This is a genomic window from Pseudomonas sp. LBUM1663, assembly GCF_059695905.1.
On sequence record NZ_CP166792.1, the window covers coordinates 4,116,599 to 4,133,615 of the forward strand.

At 54.9% G+C, this 17,017-nt stretch carries 17 protein-coding genes and 1 pseudogene; 10 read left to right on the forward strand and 8 right to left on the reverse strand.

Translation table 11 applies throughout. The annotated features are described in order from the left end of the window. Nucleotides 1-160: 160 nt before the first annotated feature. From ACA075_RS18875 to ACA075_RS18885, 3 genes are all read right to left on the reverse strand, one after another. A complete protein-coding gene (locus tag ACA075_RS18875) occupies nt 161-601 on the reverse strand; it encodes a hypothetical protein (RefSeq protein WP_497294563.1) in 441 nt (146 codons plus the stop codon). Then, on the reverse strand, nt 561-1,559 hold the full coding sequence (locus ACA075_RS18880) for an acyltransferase family protein (protein ID WP_497294565.1): 999 nt from the start codon (nt 1,557-1,559) through the stop codon (nt 561-563). Before ACA075_RS18880 ends, ACA075_RS18875 begins: the two co-directional genes overlap by 41 nt. Before the next feature lie 249 nt (nt 1,560-1,808). Beyond that, nucleotides 1,809-2,150 carry a hypothetical protein gene (locus ACA075_RS18885; RefSeq protein WP_497294567.1) on the reverse strand — a complete coding sequence of 114 codons (342 nt, stop codon included), beginning with the start codon at nt 2,148-2,150 and terminating at the stop codon, nt 1,809-1,811. Nucleotides 2,151-2,356: 206 nt separating this feature from the next. On the opposite strand from ACA075_RS18885, the gene ACA075_RS18890 reads away from it, so the two are divergent. Together ACA075_RS18890 and ACA075_RS18895 are read left to right on the forward strand one after the other, a co-directional pair. Further along, nucleotides 2,357-2,593, forward strand: a complete 237-nt coding sequence (locus tag ACA075_RS18890; protein ID WP_497294568.1) for a hypothetical protein — start codon at nt 2,357-2,359, stop codon at nt 2,591-2,593. A 107-nt stretch (nt 2,594-2,700) separates the two neighbouring features. Continuing rightward, nucleotides 2,701-3,876 (forward strand): GGDEF domain-containing protein, encoded by a 1,176-nt coding sequence (locus ACA075_RS18895; protein ID WP_497294570.1) that lies wholly within the window; start codon nt 2,701-2,703, stop codon nt 3,874-3,876. Here ACA075_RS18895 and ACA075_RS18900 read toward each other — a convergent pair. Continuing rightward, the gene (locus tag ACA075_RS18900) at nt 3,863-4,246 is read right to left on the reverse strand and encodes a VOC family protein (RefSeq protein WP_497294572.1); all 384 of its coding nucleotides are present in this window, start codon (nt 4,244-4,246) and stop codon (nt 3,863-3,865) included. The genes ACA075_RS18895 and ACA075_RS18900 overlap by 14 nt on opposite strands. Nucleotides 4,247-4,442: 196 nt before the next feature. Here ACA075_RS18900 and ACA075_RS18905 point away from each other — a divergent pair, with 196 nt between their 5' ends. Next, the gene (locus ACA075_RS18905) at nt 4,443-4,925 is read left to right on the forward strand and encodes an HIT family protein (RefSeq protein WP_497294574.1); all 483 of its coding nucleotides are present in this window, start codon (nt 4,443-4,445) and stop codon (nt 4,923-4,925) included. Between the two features lie 603 nt (nt 4,926-5,528). Here ACA075_RS18905 and ACA075_RS18910 read toward each other — a convergent pair. Further along, nucleotides 5,529-7,202 (reverse strand): cyanophycinase, encoded by a 1,674-nt coding sequence (locus ACA075_RS18910; RefSeq protein ID WP_497294576.1) that lies wholly within the window; start codon nt 7,200-7,202, stop codon nt 5,529-5,531. A gap of 381 nt (nt 7,203-7,583) precedes the next feature. Here ACA075_RS18910 and ACA075_RS18915 point away from each other — a divergent pair, with 381 nt between their 5' ends. The 4 genes from ACA075_RS18915 to ACA075_RS18930 all read left to right on the forward strand — a co-directional run bounded on the left by ACA075_RS18915 (nt 7,584) and on the right by ACA075_RS18930 (nt 11,985). After that, nucleotides 7,584-8,360, forward strand: coding sequence for an ABC transporter substrate-binding protein (locus ACA075_RS18915; protein ID WP_497294578.1), 777 nt, complete (start codon nt 7,584-7,586; stop codon nt 8,358-8,360). A gap of 58 nt (nt 8,361-8,418) precedes the next feature. After that, nucleotides 8,419-9,531 carry a succinylglutamate desuccinylase/aspartoacylase family protein gene (locus ACA075_RS18920; protein WP_497294580.1) on the forward strand — a complete coding sequence of 371 codons (1,113 nt, stop codon included), beginning with the start codon at nt 8,419-8,421 and terminating at the stop codon, nt 9,529-9,531. Between the two features lie 69 nt (nt 9,532-9,600). Next, on the forward strand, nt 9,601-10,527 hold the full coding sequence (locus tag ACA075_RS18925; protein WP_219097347.1) for a MurR/RpiR family transcriptional regulator: 927 nt from the start codon (nt 9,601-9,603) through the stop codon (nt 10,525-10,527). Nucleotides 10,528-11,055: 528 nt separating this feature from the next. After that, nucleotides 11,056-11,985 carry an alpha/beta fold hydrolase gene (locus tag ACA075_RS18930; RefSeq protein ID WP_497294581.1) on the forward strand — a complete coding sequence of 310 codons (930 nt, stop codon included), beginning with the start codon at nt 11,056-11,058 and terminating at the stop codon, nt 11,983-11,985. A gap of 249 nt (nt 11,986-12,234) precedes the next feature. Here the strand turns inward: ACA075_RS18930 and ACA075_RS18935 are convergent, their stop codons facing one another. Together ACA075_RS18935 and ACA075_RS18940 are read right to left on the reverse strand one after the other, a co-directional pair. Then, nucleotides 12,235-12,705, reverse strand: coding sequence for a hypothetical protein (locus tag ACA075_RS18935; RefSeq protein ID WP_497294583.1), 471 nt, complete (start codon nt 12,703-12,705; stop codon nt 12,235-12,237). Nucleotides 12,706-13,168: 463 nt separating this feature from the next. Further along, a complete protein-coding gene (locus tag ACA075_RS18940) occupies nt 13,169-14,080 on the reverse strand; it encodes an SDR family NAD(P)-dependent oxidoreductase (RefSeq protein WP_497294585.1) in 912 nt (303 codons plus the stop codon). A gap of 190 nt (nt 14,081-14,270) precedes the next feature. Here ACA075_RS18940 and ACA075_RS18945 point away from each other — a divergent pair, with 190 nt between their 5' ends. Next, nucleotides 14,271-15,167, forward strand: coding sequence for a LysR family transcriptional regulator (locus ACA075_RS18945; protein WP_497294587.1), 897 nt, complete (start codon nt 14,271-14,273; stop codon nt 15,165-15,167). 39 nt (nt 15,168-15,206) lie between these two features. Here ACA075_RS18945 and ACA075_RS18950 read toward each other — a convergent pair. Continuing rightward, nucleotides 15,207-15,563: pseudogene (locus tag ACA075_RS18950) on the reverse strand (KUP/HAK/KT family potassium transporter); the annotation flags it as partial. A 261-nt stretch (nt 15,564-15,824) separates the two neighbouring features. On the opposite strand from ACA075_RS18950, the gene ACA075_RS18955 reads away from it, so the two are divergent. Beyond that, a complete protein-coding gene (locus ACA075_RS18955) occupies nt 15,825-16,289 on the forward strand; it encodes a thiol-disulfide oxidoreductase DCC family protein (RefSeq protein ID WP_497294589.1) in 465 nt (154 codons plus the stop codon). A gap of 153 nt (nt 16,290-16,442) precedes the next feature. Then, a complete protein-coding gene (folE, locus tag ACA075_RS18960; RefSeq protein WP_497294590.1) occupies nt 16,443-17,003 on the forward strand; it encodes a GTP cyclohydrolase I FolE in 561 nt (186 codons plus the stop codon). Nucleotides 17,004-17,017: the final 14 nt, after the last annotated feature.

Below are 17,017 nucleotides of genomic sequence, written 5' to 3' on the forward strand. Positions count from 1 at the left end.
TATAAATCGGTGCGCGTATTGAGCACCGAGTTCATGAACTGCTTGACATGGCATAACCATTGCTGGACGGAGTAACGTCCGTTGCCTCGGCGACGATCAGGCCGGCACTGGCTCGCTGCCCGTACTGTTCGTAAATCAGGCCTATCTACACACCGTTTAGTCAGTGGTACCCAATGAAGACAATCAATAGACTGCCGGGCTTGCCGAACACAGAATGGTGAGCCGGCAAGCCAGTGCCCTGGATCGTCAGGGGATCGAATACCTGCTCACCCCGCTGGGTGAAAGCCTGCGCTCCATCCTCGAATCGCTGATCGAATGGGGTGTCCATCACGCCATGGAACTCGACGAGGCCCATCGGCTGTTGCCCTGTGAGGCGGTTGTTCGAGATCGTGTTTACTGACTCGTATCGATATTGCTGTCCTGGGTCGATAGCCGCTCGGTGCATCTGCCAGCAAAGCCAGGGCTGGAAGCTCAGGTCTGATATCGATCGGTATTCGTTTACCCGATCGGATAATGAAAACGTATGACCGAGAAAGACCGGCATAACGCCATTGACAATACTAAGTCGCTGTTTCGCCGCCTTGCGGTTTAACCGCGCCATACCTGACACCAGCCCGAAGCGCATGACGGAGTTTCAGCGCCGGTCGCTCGATGTAGTAGTACGAAACGCAACTCAACCCGAACGACAGGACCAGAACGGCTGCAACGATGTGCGCGTCGTAGGCAACGGGCCAGAAAGCACGCAGGAAGTACATCACCACAAAGTGATTCAAAAACACGCCATAGCTGATGTCCCCGAGGAACTCGTCAACCCGATGAAACTTGAGTTTCGTCAGCACATACACAGCAGGGATGCCTAACGCTATGCCCGCTGTCACCTCCGCGTTAAACGGCCGGCGCTCAATCAGTCCCGCTTCGATTGCCGCAAACATCAAGGCAGCCGCCACGGCAGTGCCGGCAGCGATCGCTAAACCCTTCGCCTGCGGTTTGTACAGGTAGCTGCCGCACAGGAACATGAACAAGGCGCCCGGCAACAGGCGATAGCCGTACACATCGGTGTTGATGAAACCAAGACACGCGGTCATAGATACGGCGACAGACATGGCAAACGCAACGCCCCTCGCCTTGTAGATCATCAGGAAAGGAATCACCAGGTAGAAACACATTTCGAGCCCCAGTGACCAGGCCGGCGGCAAGACCAGCGACCCTGCGATTCCAAACATATAGAAACCGAGGGGCACCATAGTGAGGCTCGCCGCGATGTTCCCGAGCGTCAGCTCGGCGGCTTGAGGCGTGCCGGGCAGCAGGAAATAGATCACGGCGCAGGATGCCAGGAAGTAGAACAGGAACTGCGGGTAAAGCCTCAAGGCCCTGTCCATGTAGAACAGGCCGATTTTCTCCGGCGCCTTGTAATTGCGCTCGATGAGCGAGGTCATTACGAAGCCGCTGATGATCAGAAAGGAAATAACGGCAACCACGCCGGGGTTAAGCCCCGCGAACGTCTTGCCCATATGAGAAACGGCCACAAGAATAGCCAACAGCAAACGATAAGCGCCCATTTACACCCCAGACGTCCTTGTATTTATGGCGCGTAAACTACGATGCTTTTCGTCCAGAGGACAGGATTATTTCATGCTGCACAAACCTGCCTTCATCCGCGCGATATCGACCAGGCGATCCGTGCCGTGTTGGGCCTTCAAATTGGCCCGCGCAAAAAAAAGCCCCGCAACCGAAATGCGGTGCGGGGCAGAAAATTGGTTGGTTGCGGCCAACCAAAGGAGCGCTTGAAAAACATTTACAGGCCGGGGTCAAATGCAATCCTGGGCGGCGCGTCCAAAACTCGAAGGCAGTAAATTCGAGGCCAGCAAGTGTCGCTCGTAGATGAACACCTTGCCGCCACTGCCGGCCTTGTAGGCTTCCAGCACGTTGTCCGCAGAGACTTTGCTCGGCACCACGATCCGGTAGCTGCGCTGGGTCTGCGAGACGGTCGGGTTCAACGCACTGCCCTGCAATTTCGGCACGACGCAGTCGGCGTACTGGGCGGGTGTCTTGTGGGTCTGCAACGTCAGCGTCGGGTCGTTCGGCGCAGAGGCGCAACCGCTGAGCAACAGAGAGGCAAACGCCATGGCAGGCACACATAAAGGGCGCATGGATGTCATCCTGAAAATAGAAAGTCCGGTTCATCACGCGACGGGACAGCGTCACGGCGGTGTTCGATGGGGGCGATTTTCCGGGTAATTGCGACAAAGCAGAACTTGTGTTTCTTGATTGTCACTATTGCCTCCAGCAATAGTTGCGCACCGTGCAGACTCGTACACACTCAATCACAACCGAAAAAGATTGATGAGGCCTCTCCTTGAGAACGTTTGACCTGATCCGCGACGCCGTCCTGCCCGAGTTCCGTGACCGGGTGGCCGAGTACTTGATCGAGTACGAAACCGTACTGCTGTGCGAAAACCCACCCGACCCGGAGCTAACCCGTGCCACCGCCAACCAGTTGCGCGGTTATTTGCGCGGGTTGAACACCACGCGTGTGTTGGGCATGGCGGATTGGGAAGAGCTGGATCGGCGGGTGGTGAATATGTGGCTGTAGCGCCCGACCAATGACAGGCTCGGCGAGTCGCGCCTGATTCTGTCCGGACCCAGGCTCGCTTACAATCGCCCCCGTCCTTCCCAAAAACCAGGCAGGTCTGTCAGGAAATGCCGCTCGACCCTCCCACACTGTTGACCCTTTCGATCGCCCTCGCAGCGGCCGCCGCGCTGTATCTGGCCATCGAATGGCGCAGCATTCGTGAGCCTTCGCTGCTGTTCTGGAGCGCCGGGTTTGCAACGATCTCCGTGGGCAGCACCCTCGCCTTGCTGCGCGTCAGTGGGTATCTCCTGATCGGCATCTGGTTCGCCAATGGCCTGTTGGTGACCGCGCACTTTCTGTTCTTGCTGGGCGTCGCACGTTTCACCCAAACGCGGCTGTCCCGTGCCTGGTACCTGATCTTCGTCGCCTGGTTTGCCATGCTGTCCTTGTCGGACGGGGAAATGTGGTCGAAGGCCATGTTGGTGGTCAACTCATTGCTCGTGGCGCTGTCGACGCTCAGGGCCAGCTTTCTGCTGCGTCCCCATGGCAAGTCATTGAGCGTCGGTGCGGTGCAACTGCGGTATGTGCTGCTGGCCCACGGGATTTTCTACGTTGCCAAGGCATTGACCGCCGTGATTCCCGGCACGCTGATCGATCTAACGGCGTTTCGTGGCGAGATCATTCAGATTTCCCTGGTCGAAGGCGCCATGGCAATCATGCTGATCGCCTTATCGATGACCGGGACCGAGCGCTACCGGCGCGAAAAACAGATCGCACGGCTGGCCGAGCGGGATCCTTTGACCGCCCTTTACAATCGCCGAGCCCTCGAAGTGCGGGCGCCGCGCCTGTTGGAAAAGGTCTCGTCGACCCGACCCGGTGCCTTGCTGCTAATCGACATCGATAACTTCAAACTGGTCAACGACCTGTACGGCCATGCCGCAGGCGACAGGCTGCTGGTGGCGCTGAGCGAGATGATTCGCTCGGTACTGCCCGAAGAGGCGTTGGTGGCCCGCTTGGGTGGTGACGAATTCGTCATTCTGCTGAACAACGCATCGACCGAGCGCATTGTCGAACTCGGCAATACGCTGCGTGACCGGTTCCACACCACGTCCTCTCAAACGTTCGCCACGCCCGACGCCGTGACACTGAGCATCGGCGGCGCCCTGTTCGACATACCGCCCGTCAGCCTGACGGCGCTGATCGAACAAGGCGACGCGGCGCTCTACGAGTCCAAACGTGGCGGACGCGACAGCCTTCGGTTGACCGGACTCTTAATGCCTGTGGAGTCGCTTAATCGGGACTGAAGCAATAGGCCGCCAGTTTGTTGCCGTCCAGATCACGGGCATAGGCCGCGTAGGCATTCGGTGCCCAGCCACGCGGTCCCGGCAGGCCTTCACAGGTACCGCCAGCGGCCAATGCGGCAGCATGAAACGCGTCGATGGCGGCACGCGTCGGTGCTTCGAAACTGATGGTCACCCCATTACCGACGCTGGCAGGTGCGCCGTTCGCCGGTTTCAGAACGAAGAAAGACGGTGCGTTTTCGCCCCAGATAGATCCGTTGTCGCCGAGGTCGGCAATGCGCTTCTGGCCCAGTTCGCCCAGTACGTTGTCGTAGAAACTACGGGCGTTGTTCAAATCATTGGTGCCGACTGTAACGTGAGTGAATACGCTCATTTTTTAGCTCTTCGTCAGGTGGAGAATGACGCGCAGTACGGCGTCGGGGTTTGGCCAAGAATGTGCCCCGAGCATTTGAAAGAACAGTGATGAATCGGCATTAATCCGATGTGGGAAGCGCATAGACACAGAGGTGGCCTTCACAACAGTCGATGCCTTGATACTCTGTGTGCCCCACGATCATGGACATCAGCACATGGAAGTAGCACCACAATTCGTCATTTTTGAAACCACCCACTGGCTTCTCAATCATCACCTGTCGTCGGCGCTTCCAGGCTATCTGATGCTGGGGTCGAAGACTCACGTCAACTCGCTGGCTGAACTTCCCGAGGGTGCACTGGCGGAGTTGGGTAGGCTGATGGCCAACATCCAGAAAACCCTTGAATGGCAGCTGAAGCCTAAATGGCTCTACATCAGCCGATTCGGTCACGACCCTGGCTACCCCATCCACTTTCACTTCATTCCGGTGTACGCCTGGGTCGAAGCGCTTTTCTGGAAAGATGCCCGGTACAGGCTGTTGCAGACATTCGCCAGCGACGAAAACGCCCAGTCACTAACTGACGGAGCGGAACTCACGCTGTTCATTTGGCGTGAATTTGGGGAGAGTCCTGAGCCGCCGGAAGCTCAAGGGCCGTCAATCAAGCAGGTTATTGATGATTTACGCATAGCATTCAGATAGGGGCAGCAAGTGTCCGTTCGGGGTCGATGTCCTTCTTGAGCGGTAACTATTGGTCGGTCACGAAGGGCTGCCGTAAAGCTAAGCCGCCGCACCGTCACGATCCATGCACAAGCCGTTCGCGAAGATCAGCTGGACGAGATGAAAAAATTGGAAATCATCCCGTCTTTATTGGCATGCAGACCTTCTATCGAGGAGACTGACACCGAGACGTCACCATGGGCACAATTGCTCGGGCAGCAACTCCGAAGGCCATCCGCCCGAACAACTGAACGCTTCCAAACACAAAGTCCGGTTGTCCTCGGACCAGCAGACAAAAACGCCCCGTCGACTCAGCGAGGCATGATCGAATGTCCAGCACCGCTCCTTCACTTCATTTGCCCATCGCCCCTCTAGCGAACACTGAATGATCGAGTAAAAGCCAGCGTTGGTTTTCTCGCGTGCAATCACTCGAAACATTGGGTTATCACTCTTTGCCGAAGCCGAACCTATTTCTTCGCCAGCAAACAGGTTAGAGAGCGCGAAAATCTCAATCTGGTCGAGGGGCATCTGAGTCAATTCATTTAGTCAACGCGCATGGACTGCGTAGCCGAATAACAGCCGACTTCAAGATTTGTCTACAAGATCGTAAGCCTGGGCGATCAGTTCGGCCACTTCATCACGGCGTACGGTCGAAGCTTTACTCGACTCAGGTACCACCGTTGTGACACGACCTTGAGCAACCAAAACCTTGGCGGCTTCAACCCACTCTTCTCGGGTGACCGGTTTGTTCGCTTCAAACGCCGGCCCACTTTTCATCCAGCCATTTGAAACCACAATCTCGACTTGATCTAACAAAGGGGAATCCGCTGGCAGATCAGTGAAGACAGCTCGCTTTTCGACCTTCATCTCACCGGCCAACGTCATCTGCAACGTGTTGGCTAACTCCCCTCGGGTAATGGCACGAGCCGGCTCAAAGGCATTGGCCTCATTACAGGTCATCAGCCCGCGGAAAACCAGCGCGCGCACTGCGCTGGATGCCTGATTCGCCGGGATGTCGGTGGGCAGGCTTTTTTGCGGAGGTCTCAACCAGGCGTCAACCGGCGTGACGTCCAGACTCACGCCCTGTGCGGTGTAGTTGGTCAATGAGTCATAGGTCTTGCTGTGAGCAACAAAACCTGGGGCCTTAGAAAAATCAAACCGATACCCGTAATGGTATCCAGTGGAAGGGTTGTATCGAGTCATCAATCCAGACTGACGGGTAGCTGTGTTGTCCGCCAGACCATACAGCACTGCACGGCGCATCGCCGCCACTGCCGATAAGTCCGTGATCATTTGGTTACCCACAAGGTACTCATCGCCTGGCTTGATGACCTCCTTGCCTTCAGCCGGTGAAACCGCATTTGTCGAAAGGCTGTAGCGATCGCCGTTGCCAAGCATCGCGAGTTGCACGTTATGCAATTCAGTCCCGTAGACGCCGAACTGCCTGGTTGCATGGCTGGCGTCCATCACCGTCAAATAACCCTCACCAATGACCTCGATCTGACCGTCTGGCTTCACCCACATGGCCGTGTTGGTATCCAACCCGAAACCCTTGCCGCGCTGGTCGCCTACCAGATAACTGGCCATGCGCGCCGTTCGCCCGGTACTGGTCTCTTCGAGCTGATCCAGGTGCTGATCGATTATCCCGGCCTTGAATAAGCCAGAGCCTTTGAGCAATGCCGCACCGCGCTGCCCAGCGGACTTCGCGACACCAAAGTCCAGCGTATCCATGACAACGCCGTAAGCCGTCGGCATCTGCGCACCGAGAATACTTGCGCCCGCGCTGGTGCCGCCGATTACTCCGCCCTGCTCATACACTTTGCGCACGGCTTGCATCGCCAGCGAATCACTTCCATCGGCGTTAAACAGCGCTTTGGCAATTCGCGCTTGATCCCCGCCCACAAACCATACGGCGCTTGCTTCAGCGATTGGCCTGACGGCCTCGGGGTCATTCATGGTTTGTGCGTAGTTTTTGCTATCGATCGACGCAATCGTGACGTGCGAAGCCGGCACACCCAATGCCACTAGCTCGGCTTGAAAGCGCTTGCTCGAACCCAGGCTGCCACTGGCGGTGGGGAAAATTACAATCTTTGCCGCACCAGACCCGCCCGCCAGATCCACGAATTTGTGATACACGGGCAAATTGCTCGCCCTCAGCATGCCCCCCACCGCCAGTAAATGGCCATCCGCGAGCGCCGATGTCGCTGAAGAAGCGATAACCAACGCGGCCAACACCCTGCCCTTTCTCACTTTGCTCATCCGTATTGCTCTTTTTGTTGGGGAGAACATCAACGGCTTCACAGCCGATCCTGATAGTGCCTATCTGAAAATTTTTCTATCAAGCTGACACCATATGAAATCTTATACGCCGCATTTTTTTACTGATCAAGACCTATGATCTGAGCTGAATAATTCACTAAATCGCCAATAAACAATTTTTAATTGTTATATATCAACCACTTATATTCTACTCATGAAAAATTTGGCGTCTCGCCTCATAATATGATTATTTTCTTGTTTTACATTCTGTGAAAATAATCGTTTCATTACAGCTGTAGCCGCACCCGATCCTAATCAAACGCCATACGTGCTCGTCGACTGCATTCACCCTCCCTGATACCCGCTATAAGGAGTAGTAAAATGAAAACAATCACACTTCTCGGCGCCGTGGCGCTGACTGCCATGAGCACATTCGCGATGGCAGAAGAACAGACACTGCGCATCGGTATCGAAGCGGCTTATCCGCCCTTCGCGTCCAAAACAACAGACGGCGCAATCACCGGTTTCGACTACGACATCGGCAATGCGCTGTGCGAGAAAATGGCGGTCAAATGCGTATGGACTGAACAGCAGTTCGACGGATTGATTCCATCGCTCAAGGTGCGCAAGATCGACGCAATCCTCTCCTCCATGTCGATCACGCCCGATCGGCTTAAATCGGTCGATTTCAGCAAAAGGTACTACCACACCCCTGGCAAGCTGGCGATGAAGGCCGGCACCGTCATCAACGACCCGCTGGTTGACCTCAAAGGCAAGCGAGTAGGCGTTCAGCGCGCTTCTACCTACGATCGCTATGCCAGTGACAAATTCGCCGCAGCAGGTATTGAAGTCGTGCGCTACGGCTCCCAAGGTGAAGCGTTCCTGGATTTGGCGTCCGGACGCCTGGATGCGACTCTTGCCGACATCGTCAACATCGATGAAGGCTTCATCAAAACCGACGCAGGCAAGGGTTTCGCATTGGTAGGCCCCGACTTCACCGACAACAAATACTTCGGCAACGGTGCGGGTATTGCGGTACGCAAAGGCGATTCCGCAACCGCTGAAAAACTCAATGCCGCCATCGACGCCGTTCGCGCAGACGGCACTTACCAAAAGATCCAGAACAAGTATTTCAACTACGACATCTACGGCGGCTGATCACTTGCGCAGGAGTTGTGATTCAGCGACTCCTGCCTGCCTTCTTCAGGAACTCTCCATGGAACACATTGAGCACTTGCTGCCTTGGGGCAGCCCGGGTGTCGAGCGACGTCTGTCGGTTTTTCGTTTTGGTAGCGGCCCACGAAAAGCCTACATTCAGGCATCGCTGCACGCCGACGAACTACCGGGCATGCGCGTTGCGATCGAGCTGAAAAAGCGCTTGCGCGAGCTGGAGCAAGAAGATCGGCTGAACGCGACGATTGAACTGGTTCCGGTGGCTAATCCCATCGGGTTGTCACAGATGTTTCAAGCCACTCATCAGGGGCGATTCGACTTTGCCAGCGGCAAAAATTTCAATCGGGGTTTCCCGTCACTCGGTGAGACGGTGGCTGCCCGGGTTACCGGACGCCTGAACGGCAAGGCCAAGGATAATGTGGAGGTCATCAGAGCGGCCATGCACGACGTGCTGAGCGAGCTGCCGCAAGCGAACTCCCCGCTGGAAGGGTTGCAACGCCTTTTGTTGACTCACGCCTGTGATGCGGATGTGGTGCTTGATCTGCATTGCGACTTTGAGTCCATTCTTCTGCTTTATTGCCTGCCACAGCTTTGGGACTCGCTTGAGCCATTGGCCAATCGCCTCGGCGCCGGCGCAGCGTTGCTGGCAGAAGCAGCCGGCGGCGATTCCTTTGACGAAGCATGCTCCACCCCTTGGCTCCAATTGGCCAGGCAATTCCCAGACGCAGCCATTCCGATGGCTTGCATGGCGACGACCTTAGAACTGGGCGGTATGGCGGACACCGGTCACGTCGCGGCCGAAGCTCACGCAGAAGCCATACTGGCGTACTTGGGTGACCTGAAGATGATCAGCGGCGACTGGCCAAAAGTGCCCCCCTCGTACTGTGAAGCCACACCATTTGCAGGCGCGCAGTATGCTTATGCGCCACACGCAGGGGTTGTATCGTTCCTGGAACCATTGGGTGCGCGGGTGAACAAAGGGGATGCGCTTTTTGAGGTCTTCGATCCGATAACTGATATCCATACACGCGTTTGCGCCACCACGAATGGCGTTCTCTATGCCCGAGAGCGTCTAAGGTTTGCTCAGCCAGGCCTGTGGCTAGCCAAGGTCACGGGCAGCGACCCCATTCGCCAAGGGCGACTCTTGACCGATTGAGGCGACACTCCCGTGAATTCGCTCGCTTCAGATACACTGGGGCAACTGATCGACAGGCCGGCCCAACCTATGCTCCAACCTCCTCGCAATGCCACCGTTTATACAGCCCCTATCATGCGCAACCTCGCCGAGGCTGCACCGGATTTACAACCTTCACTGCGCAAGGTGGCTGACTTCATCTTGCGTCATCCGTTGAAGGCCGCAACCCTGACCATCGAAGAGCTGGCGCAGGAGTCTCTGACGTCACCGGCTGCGGTCAATCGGCTTGCGCGCGCCATAGGCCTGAAGGGCTACACGCAATTGAAGGTTGAACTGGTGGCGACCTTGCAGGACATGGTTTCGCCTGTCGACAAATTGCGCAATGAGATGGCCCATCGGCCCTCGGGCGAATTCGGCTTGACCGAACAACTTCAAATCGCAACCAGTAACCTGAGCACGACCAACACCAACAACCCTTCAGAAGTGTTCGAAGCGTTTGTCAGTGCCCTGATTCAGGCGCGTAAGATTTATATTCTTGGTTTTGGAAACAGCGCGTACATGGCGGGACTGGCAGCATCCAACCTGATTCCCTTCATTGCTGATGCGCAGGCAATAAGTATGGAAGGTGGCAACGAGAACGCAGCCTATCGATTGGCATCCATCACGCCCGCCGACGTCCTTCTGGCGATCTCGCTGCCCCGTTACTCCCAGGACACACTGCAATTAGCGAGGTTTGCCAAAGAACGGGGAGCCTCAGTGCTGGCCATCACCGACTCGCCAGCATCGCCTTTGGCCAACATCGCTCATCACACACTGTTTGCTGCGGCGAACCATCCGGTGCTGATCAGCTCAAACTCGGCTGTTTTAGCGTTGATCGAGGGGTTGGTCGCTGCCGTTATGACGCAGAACAAGGAAGCGGTCAGGCTTTCTGCCGAGCTGACAGAAAGCGTGCTGTCCTATCTGCATGTTTCAGCGAATAGCAAGCCAAGCTCGAAGAGAAAGCCGCTTAGCCGTTAACACGTGTGAGAAATGGCTATTGCGACACAGTTGACGCTCGGCAATGTAACTTCAGTTGCGAAAGCTCGGCGAGTTAATCGTAAGCGTCCGGCAAAGTCACCTTCCAAACCCCTGCAATACGGGCGATGTTCTCCACTTAAAAATACGTGGACACGATCGCCCTTATCCTCAGGATTGCCATGCGCTAGAGGCCCTCATGGTGATCAGCCAAAACGCGAATACACGATATGTGTCCACGACTCCAACCCGATTGCACTTCGCGCGTATGAGTTGCTGTCAGAGTGTTTTCAGATCGGACCTGCCGAGTTCGTGCTGCACCTTCAAATACCGCCACCGCGAAGCTGTCTATCTCAGCGTTACACCGTGGCCAGGTGGGCACTCTTTCACGAGGTGAAATACCGCATTGTCATAATTAGCCATTCCGCTCATCCAGCGATTTATCGACAATTAGACTGAGCGCACAAAACAATAATGCGCGCAAACCCGGGTCTTTCGCAGAGTTCCTCTGCACCACAGTGGAGTACGGTGATGCACCTATTTAAATACCTCGCGATGGTGGCATTGCCAATGCTTTTCGGCTTCGGACACGCGCAAGCTGAATCCCCTAAAATGCAATACCACCAGGTAACAGTTGATGGGGTCAATATTGCTTATCGTGAAATTGGTGACTCTCGTTACCCCGCAGTGCTGCTACTGCATGGAGTCCCCAGCTCTTCGCGAATGTATGAAGCACTCATGAAGCAATTGGGCGACCGATTTCACCTTATTGCTCCTGACTATCCAGGCTTTGGCAACAGTGCCGCCCCATCTCCGGAGCAGTTCCAATACACCTTTGATAACCTTGCAAAGGTCATGGAGCATTTCACCGATATCGTTGGACTCAAGCGTTACAGCCTTTTCATGCAGGATTATGGCGCTCCCGTCGGTATGCGACTTGCTATGGCGAGACCACAGGCAGTGACCTCGATGGTTTTCCAGAATGGCAACGTCTACGCTGAAGGATTAGGCAAATTGTGGGACTCCCGCAAAGCATATTGGGCTGATCGCAACGCCTATGAGGCAAAGTTCCAAGCTGCTCATTTGTCTGTGGACGTGACTCGCCAGCGCCATATCGGCAGTGATCCAGACGTAACAGCATACGACCCAGATCTTTGGCAAGACGAAGTAGCCTTTCTCAATCGCCCCGGTGAAGGCGCTATCCAAATGGAACTGATTTACGACTATCGCACCAACCTTGAAGCTTATCCGACGTGGCAGAAATGGCTGCGCGAACATCAGCTACCTACACTAGTAATATGGGGTAAGCACGATTTAGCTTTCACCGTCGCAGGAGCTGAAGCCTTTCATCGGGATCTTCCTAAGGCGCAGATCGCGATCCTCGAGGGTGGGCATTTTGTGATGGATACCAGGCTGCTAGAGGTGGCCAATCTCACCCGCCAATTCCTAATGAAGCACTGATGAAAAACGAGCGCCCTAGTCATATTGGAGGGTTTCCCCTTCCAGCTCACGACTATCAGCTCACGGACAAATTCGTCCGATTAATGCGACTGCGTATATTGAGCACACCCTCTCGAGAAAAAATAGTCGATGTCATCACCATCGCATCCGCGGTGGCGTCTGAAGGCTAGCCGCTCGAAGCTGTGCGACCAATAGATTAGCCAAACTCTAAAGTAGCTACGCGTAGTTTCGAAGGGTGAGTTTGGTATGTCAGTTTTTAGGGGCTGAAAGGTAGCTAGAGAGCTTTTTCATTGATGCTGAAAGCTTCATTTCGTTTTCAGTCCGATGTAAATCATTTGAGCTTGTGGTGAGCTGGCTTGTGAGCACACCCAACTCTCCCAAAATGCCTTCAACCTTGGCTTCGCGCTCTTTTTCGCTCAGCAAATTATCTTTTTTGACCGCATCCAACTCATCCATTTTCTTTTGAATTTTCTCCTGTATCTCTCTAATAACCTTCAGGATTTTCTTCACACCGTCGGGCAGGTTACTCGCATCAATGTCCGCATTTTTACCGCTCTCGCCGGACGACTTCGCAGTTCCTTCAGCGGATAATGTCACCTTCACACCAGAAGTAGGCTCTGTTTTTTCGGTGTCGCCCGTCGCTTCTACGGGCTCATTCTTGACCACATTGGAGGGTTCAATAATTCGAGTCGGAGTGTAGGTAGCGGAACTGATTTGCATGAGGCTGTCTTTTTTTTGTCCCTTCTTTATCGACTGCGTCTAAAAGTACTTTAAGGCCCAACGTTGAAAAACCGGCCCCGCAAACCTGTTTGCTTAACAGTTTTTGAGCGAATTACTGAGCACCTCCGTGTGTACAACTACACTGCGAATTATGTCGGGGACCCCGAGGAAAATAGGTACACGACGTCCGCCAGTAATGGTCCATCCTCTGTACTGAAACGTATCTGGCCCCCGCCGTGATTCACCGTGATTCACTGAAGCAAGTTCTGGACACATCGTCAAAACCTCAACGCCTAGTGAAGGCAAGCGGGGCGTGGAGTAAAGACTCATGGTTTAAATCGCCGAAACACTTGAGCACTTAGTCTGTCCACTTCTCTTAAGCACGCACAGGTTTCGTCACGGAGAACCTTGGTCGCCAAGCCCGATAAATCCAATCCGAATGATTTTTATTTTGGACATGTCTTTACCCGATCATTCGAGTGGCAACTTCCCACAGCCGCTTCGCGTTATCGGGATCAATGGCGTAAGTCGCAACCCCCATGTAATCGGCAGGGCGTTTGTTGACCACATGCGCCTCGTTACAGTCTTCGAAATAACGACCACCAACACCTTCCAACAGTGGAGAGGCTGCGAGTAGTACAGAGGTTGCAGCACCTTGTTGCGCGGTCTTCTGGCGCTCAACGGGTGTCTTGAGACCGCCGGTGTGCTTCTGAAGGTTGGTTGCGATAGCCCCTGGGTTTAGAGCATTTGCGAAAATGCCACGATCAGCCCAGCGACGCGTGATCTCTACGGCTATGAGCGCGCAGGCGGATTTCGCTTGAGAATATGATGCGAAAGGCTCGTAAGGGCGGAAGTCGAAATTGATATCGTCGAAGACTATTGGCCCTAACAGATTTGCGCTTGAACTCAGCGATACAATTCGAGCGCCCTCGGCTTTGATCAAGGCGTCCTGCAACCCAAGCACGAGAGCAAAATGGCCAAGAAAATTGGTCGCAAACTGCATTTCCCAGCCCTGCGATGTCAACTTTCGCTCAGGCAGTGCCATGATGCCTGCGTTATTGACCAGGATATGAAGTGGCTCTGACCAGGACTCAGCAAACGATTTCACCGAACAAAGATCTGCGAGATCAACTAATCGAACATCAACGGTGCCCCTACCTTCCGAACGCAGCTCAGTAGCTATTAATTCAGCCGCGTCCGGGCGTCGGACCGCAAGCGTGACGTCCGCACCAGCATTGACCAAAGCTCGGGCGGTCTCAATGCCGATACCGGCAGCACCCCCCGTGACAATTGCCCGTTTACCGGTGAGGTCGACCCCTTCGATAACTTCCTGTGCGGTTGAATGAAACCCAAACGGGGTCGTAATACGTGTCATGAAATTTTCCTCACATGTGCATTTGCCCGCTAAGACGATCTGACCTGCGGGAACACCGGACATCCGGTGCTTAAGACCATTTACAGTTTGCAGATTCGATCTCGTTGAGGTCGCTCGGATCAAGATAAGCCCCTGCACTGACGCAAACAATCGGGCTAATATCGTATGAACACATGCAGGAATTAGCACAATGCAGAAATCGGGACTGCTCGAACTTAACGCTGTGGTTGCAGTGTCGACGCATCGAAGCTTCCGTCGCGCGGCAGCGGAACTGGGGATGTCGCCATCAGCACTGAGTCATGCAATCGCCGCACTTGAGCAGCGCCTGGGCGTAAGGTTGTTCCACAGGACCACTCGCAGCGTTTCGCTTTCCGAAGCCGGTGAGCAGTTTTTGATTCGAGTCCAACCCGCCTTGCGCGAAATATCGGCAGCCATGGAAGCCGTTAGCGAGTTCCGTGATACACCGGCCGGAACACTGCGCTTGAACACCTCCGAAGGTGCCGCGCAGATGGTGTTGACCCCGATAGTGCTGGAGTACTTGAACCGCTATCCAGACATGCGAGTGGATATCGTCACCGATAGAAGCCTGGTAGATATCGTTGCTGGCGGTTTCGATGCAGGGATACGTTTGGCGGAAAGCGTCCCACAGGACATGATTGCAATCCCTATTACCCCCCCGCTCCGTTTTGCGGTGGTCGGAGCGCCCCAGTACTTCGAAAAACGCAAAAAACCAAAGGTTCCGGCAGACCTTATCGCGCATAACTGCATCCGCGTCCGCTTCCCCAGCGGCACTATTTATAAATGGGAGTTTGAGAAACGCGGTGACGAGCAGTCCGTAGACGTCAGCGGATCGTTAACGCTCGACAGCCACCACTTAATGATAGAGGCAGCCCTTGAAGGTGCAGGCATAGCTTGGACCAACGAGTTTGCCGCCTCCTCCCATTTAGAATCGGGGAGACTGATACGCGTATTGAAGGATTGGACACCGCCGTATCCGGGCTTGAGGCTCTACTACCCTGCCAATCGTCACATGCCGGCGGGACTACGGGCCTTCATCAATCTCGTCCGAGAAGTCGTCAGCCCATAGCTGAGTTTTGGATTGCGCGGGAACGATGCGGACACGAAGTCAGCCAACGTACAACATTTCCTCAGCGTCGGAGGATACGTGAGGCTCCTCCATAAAACCGAAGTGGAAACTGGCCCGGAAGAACCCTTCGCCATAAGCTTCTACCTCAAACCTTCGGTCAGCGGTCACCCGAGGGCTGTCTTCGGACACTACGATGAGCAATACCACCTGCTCTTGCAGCACCTGGTTATGCAACAGGTTGTGCAAGAGTGCATGGGGAGCGGCATCGGCCGCCCTGGCCGTCAGGAAAACCGCGGTACCTTGAACCCGATGCGGGGGCTGCGAACGAACGCTGCTGATGAACAACGGCAGAGGCAGTGCGATCTCATCTAACCGCTCGACGGTGATTTTACGCCCGCATCAAAACAAAAAACATTCAATCCTTAATTGCCATTCCCGGCCTGGATTTCTGCGCCCCCGCGTACGTGGAAATCCCATGTACGACCAAGCCTGCACGGTTCCCCCTAGACGACTTACGCCGCTCCCAAGGGTCTGGCTGATGAAAGCCTCGGGCTGCGGGTCGCATTGGCCGATGGTGAACAGGCACAAGCAAGGAGCACATTGTCAGGTGGTTTTTTTGGGTCTATCTTATACAAAACCTATACAAGACCATCATAAATGTACAACAAAGAGCATTGGCCACTGACGCTGTACTTTGACGGTAACTGTCCGTTGTGTGCGCGCGAAATTATGATCCTGCGCCGACACGCCTCAGAGAGTCGGCTGCTGGTTATTGACATAAACAGCGCTGAGTTTGACGCAAAGAGACTTGGGTTCACGTTCGAGCAAATGCAAGCGTCGCTTCATGCCTGTTTCGCAGATGGCCGCTGGATTAATGGCCTGGACGCCACCCTATGGAGCTGGCGTGCCGCCGGCATGGGATTTTGGGCCACGCCGCTGACATGGCGTGCACTCCGACCGCTGCTTGCACTCTGTTATCGCCTGTTTTGCCGCTTACGTCCCCATTTGGCGTGGTTACCTCACCCGGATGGCCGCCGTCGATGTGTCGATAACTGTTGCGCGCTGCCGGAATCAAAACCCGCACCCGATGAGCTGATCACCTTCAAAACAAATCAGCCATAGAACGCTTCACTTTGGTATTGGCCTGATGAAGAACCTGAGCCACAGGTGATCTCGCGAACCTCGTGTTATCTGCGTCAGATCGTGCGCAGCTGAAACGCCCTACAGCCAAGGATTGCCCTCACATGAAGCGCAGCATGGCTGCGAGGAATCTAAATGAACCCATCAATAGCCGAGCATTACCGTGAAATTCTCGTCGGCGTAGGCGAGAACCCTGAGCGTGAAGGACTGCTGGACACACCCAAGCGCGCAGCCAAAGCGATGCAATACCTGTGCAACGGCTACACGATGAGTCTGGAGGACGTGACCAACGGCGCCCTGTTTGAATCGCAAAACGATGAAATGGTCATCGTGCGCGACATCGAACTGTATTCATTGTGTGAGCATCACCTGCTGCCCTTCATCGGCAAGGCTCATGTCGCGTACATCCCCACAGGAAGGGTGCTGGGTCTATCAAAGGTCGCCCGAGTCGTCGATATGTTCGCCCGCCGCTTACAGATCCAGGAAAACCTCACAAAACAAATTGCTGATGCCATCCATCACATCACCGATGCGGCCGGCGTGGCAGTGGTCATTGAGGCAAAGCACATGTGCATGATGATGCGGGGCGTGGAAAAGCAAAACTCGGTGATGACGACCTCAGTGATGCTGGGTGCCTTTCGCGAGTCGTCCGCTACGCGTCTCGAGTTCCTGCAACTGATTGGGCGACGCAGTTAAGGCCCAGAAATCGC

Excerpts from the sequence above, each read along its gene's own strand:
- ACA075_RS18875 (WP_497294563.1), bottom strand. The coding sequence starts at position 601 with ATGGCGCGGTTAAACCGCAAGGCGGCGAAACAGCGACTTAGTATTGTC.
- ACA075_RS18880 (WP_497294565.1), bottom strand. The coding sequence starts at position 1,559 with ATGGGCGCTTATCGTTTGCTGTTGGCTATTCTTGTGGCCGTTTCTCAT.
- ACA075_RS18885 (WP_497294567.1), bottom strand. The coding sequence starts at position 2,150 with ATGCGCCCTTTATGTGTGCCTGCCATGGCGTTTGCCTCTCTGTTGCTC.
- ACA075_RS18895 (WP_497294570.1), top strand. The coding sequence starts at position 2,701 with ATGCCGCTCGACCCTCCCACACTGTTGACCCTTTCGATCGCCCTCGCA.
- ACA075_RS18900 (WP_497294572.1), bottom strand. The coding sequence starts at position 4,246 with ATGAGCGTATTCACTCACGTTACAGTCGGCACCAATGATTTGAACAAC.
- ACA075_RS18905 (WP_497294574.1), top strand. The coding sequence starts at position 4,443 with ATGGAAGTAGCACCACAATTCGTCATTTTTGAAACCACCCACTGGCTT.
- ACA075_RS18910 (WP_497294576.1), bottom strand. The coding sequence starts at position 7,202 with ATGAGCAAAGTGAGAAAGGGCAGGGTGTTGGCCGCGTTGGTTATCGCT.
- ACA075_RS18915 (WP_497294578.1), top strand. The coding sequence starts at position 7,584 with ATGAAAACAATCACACTTCTCGGCGCCGTGGCGCTGACTGCCATGAGC.
- ACA075_RS18920 (WP_497294580.1), top strand. The coding sequence starts at position 8,419 with ATGGAACACATTGAGCACTTGCTGCCTTGGGGCAGCCCGGGTGTCGAG.
- ACA075_RS18925 (WP_219097347.1), top strand. The coding sequence starts at position 9,601 with ATGCTCCAACCTCCTCGCAATGCCACCGTTTATACAGCCCCTATCATG.
- ACA075_RS18930 (WP_497294581.1), top strand. The coding sequence starts at position 11,056 with ATGCACCTATTTAAATACCTCGCGATGGTGGCATTGCCAATGCTTTTC.
- ACA075_RS18935 (WP_497294583.1), bottom strand. The coding sequence starts at position 12,705 with ATGCAAATCAGTTCCGCTACCTACACTCCGACTCGAATTATTGAACCC.
- ACA075_RS18940 (WP_497294585.1), bottom strand. The coding sequence starts at position 14,080 with ATGACACGTATTACGACCCCGTTTGGGTTTCATTCAACCGCACAGGAA.
- ACA075_RS18945 (WP_497294587.1), top strand. The coding sequence starts at position 14,271 with ATGCAGAAATCGGGACTGCTCGAACTTAACGCTGTGGTTGCAGTGTCG.
- ACA075_RS18955 (WP_497294589.1), top strand. The coding sequence starts at position 15,825 with ATGTACAACAAAGAGCATTGGCCACTGACGCTGTACTTTGACGGTAAC.
- folE (WP_497294590.1), top strand. The coding sequence starts at position 16,443 with ATGAACCCATCAATAGCCGAGCATTACCGTGAAATTCTCGTCGGCGTA.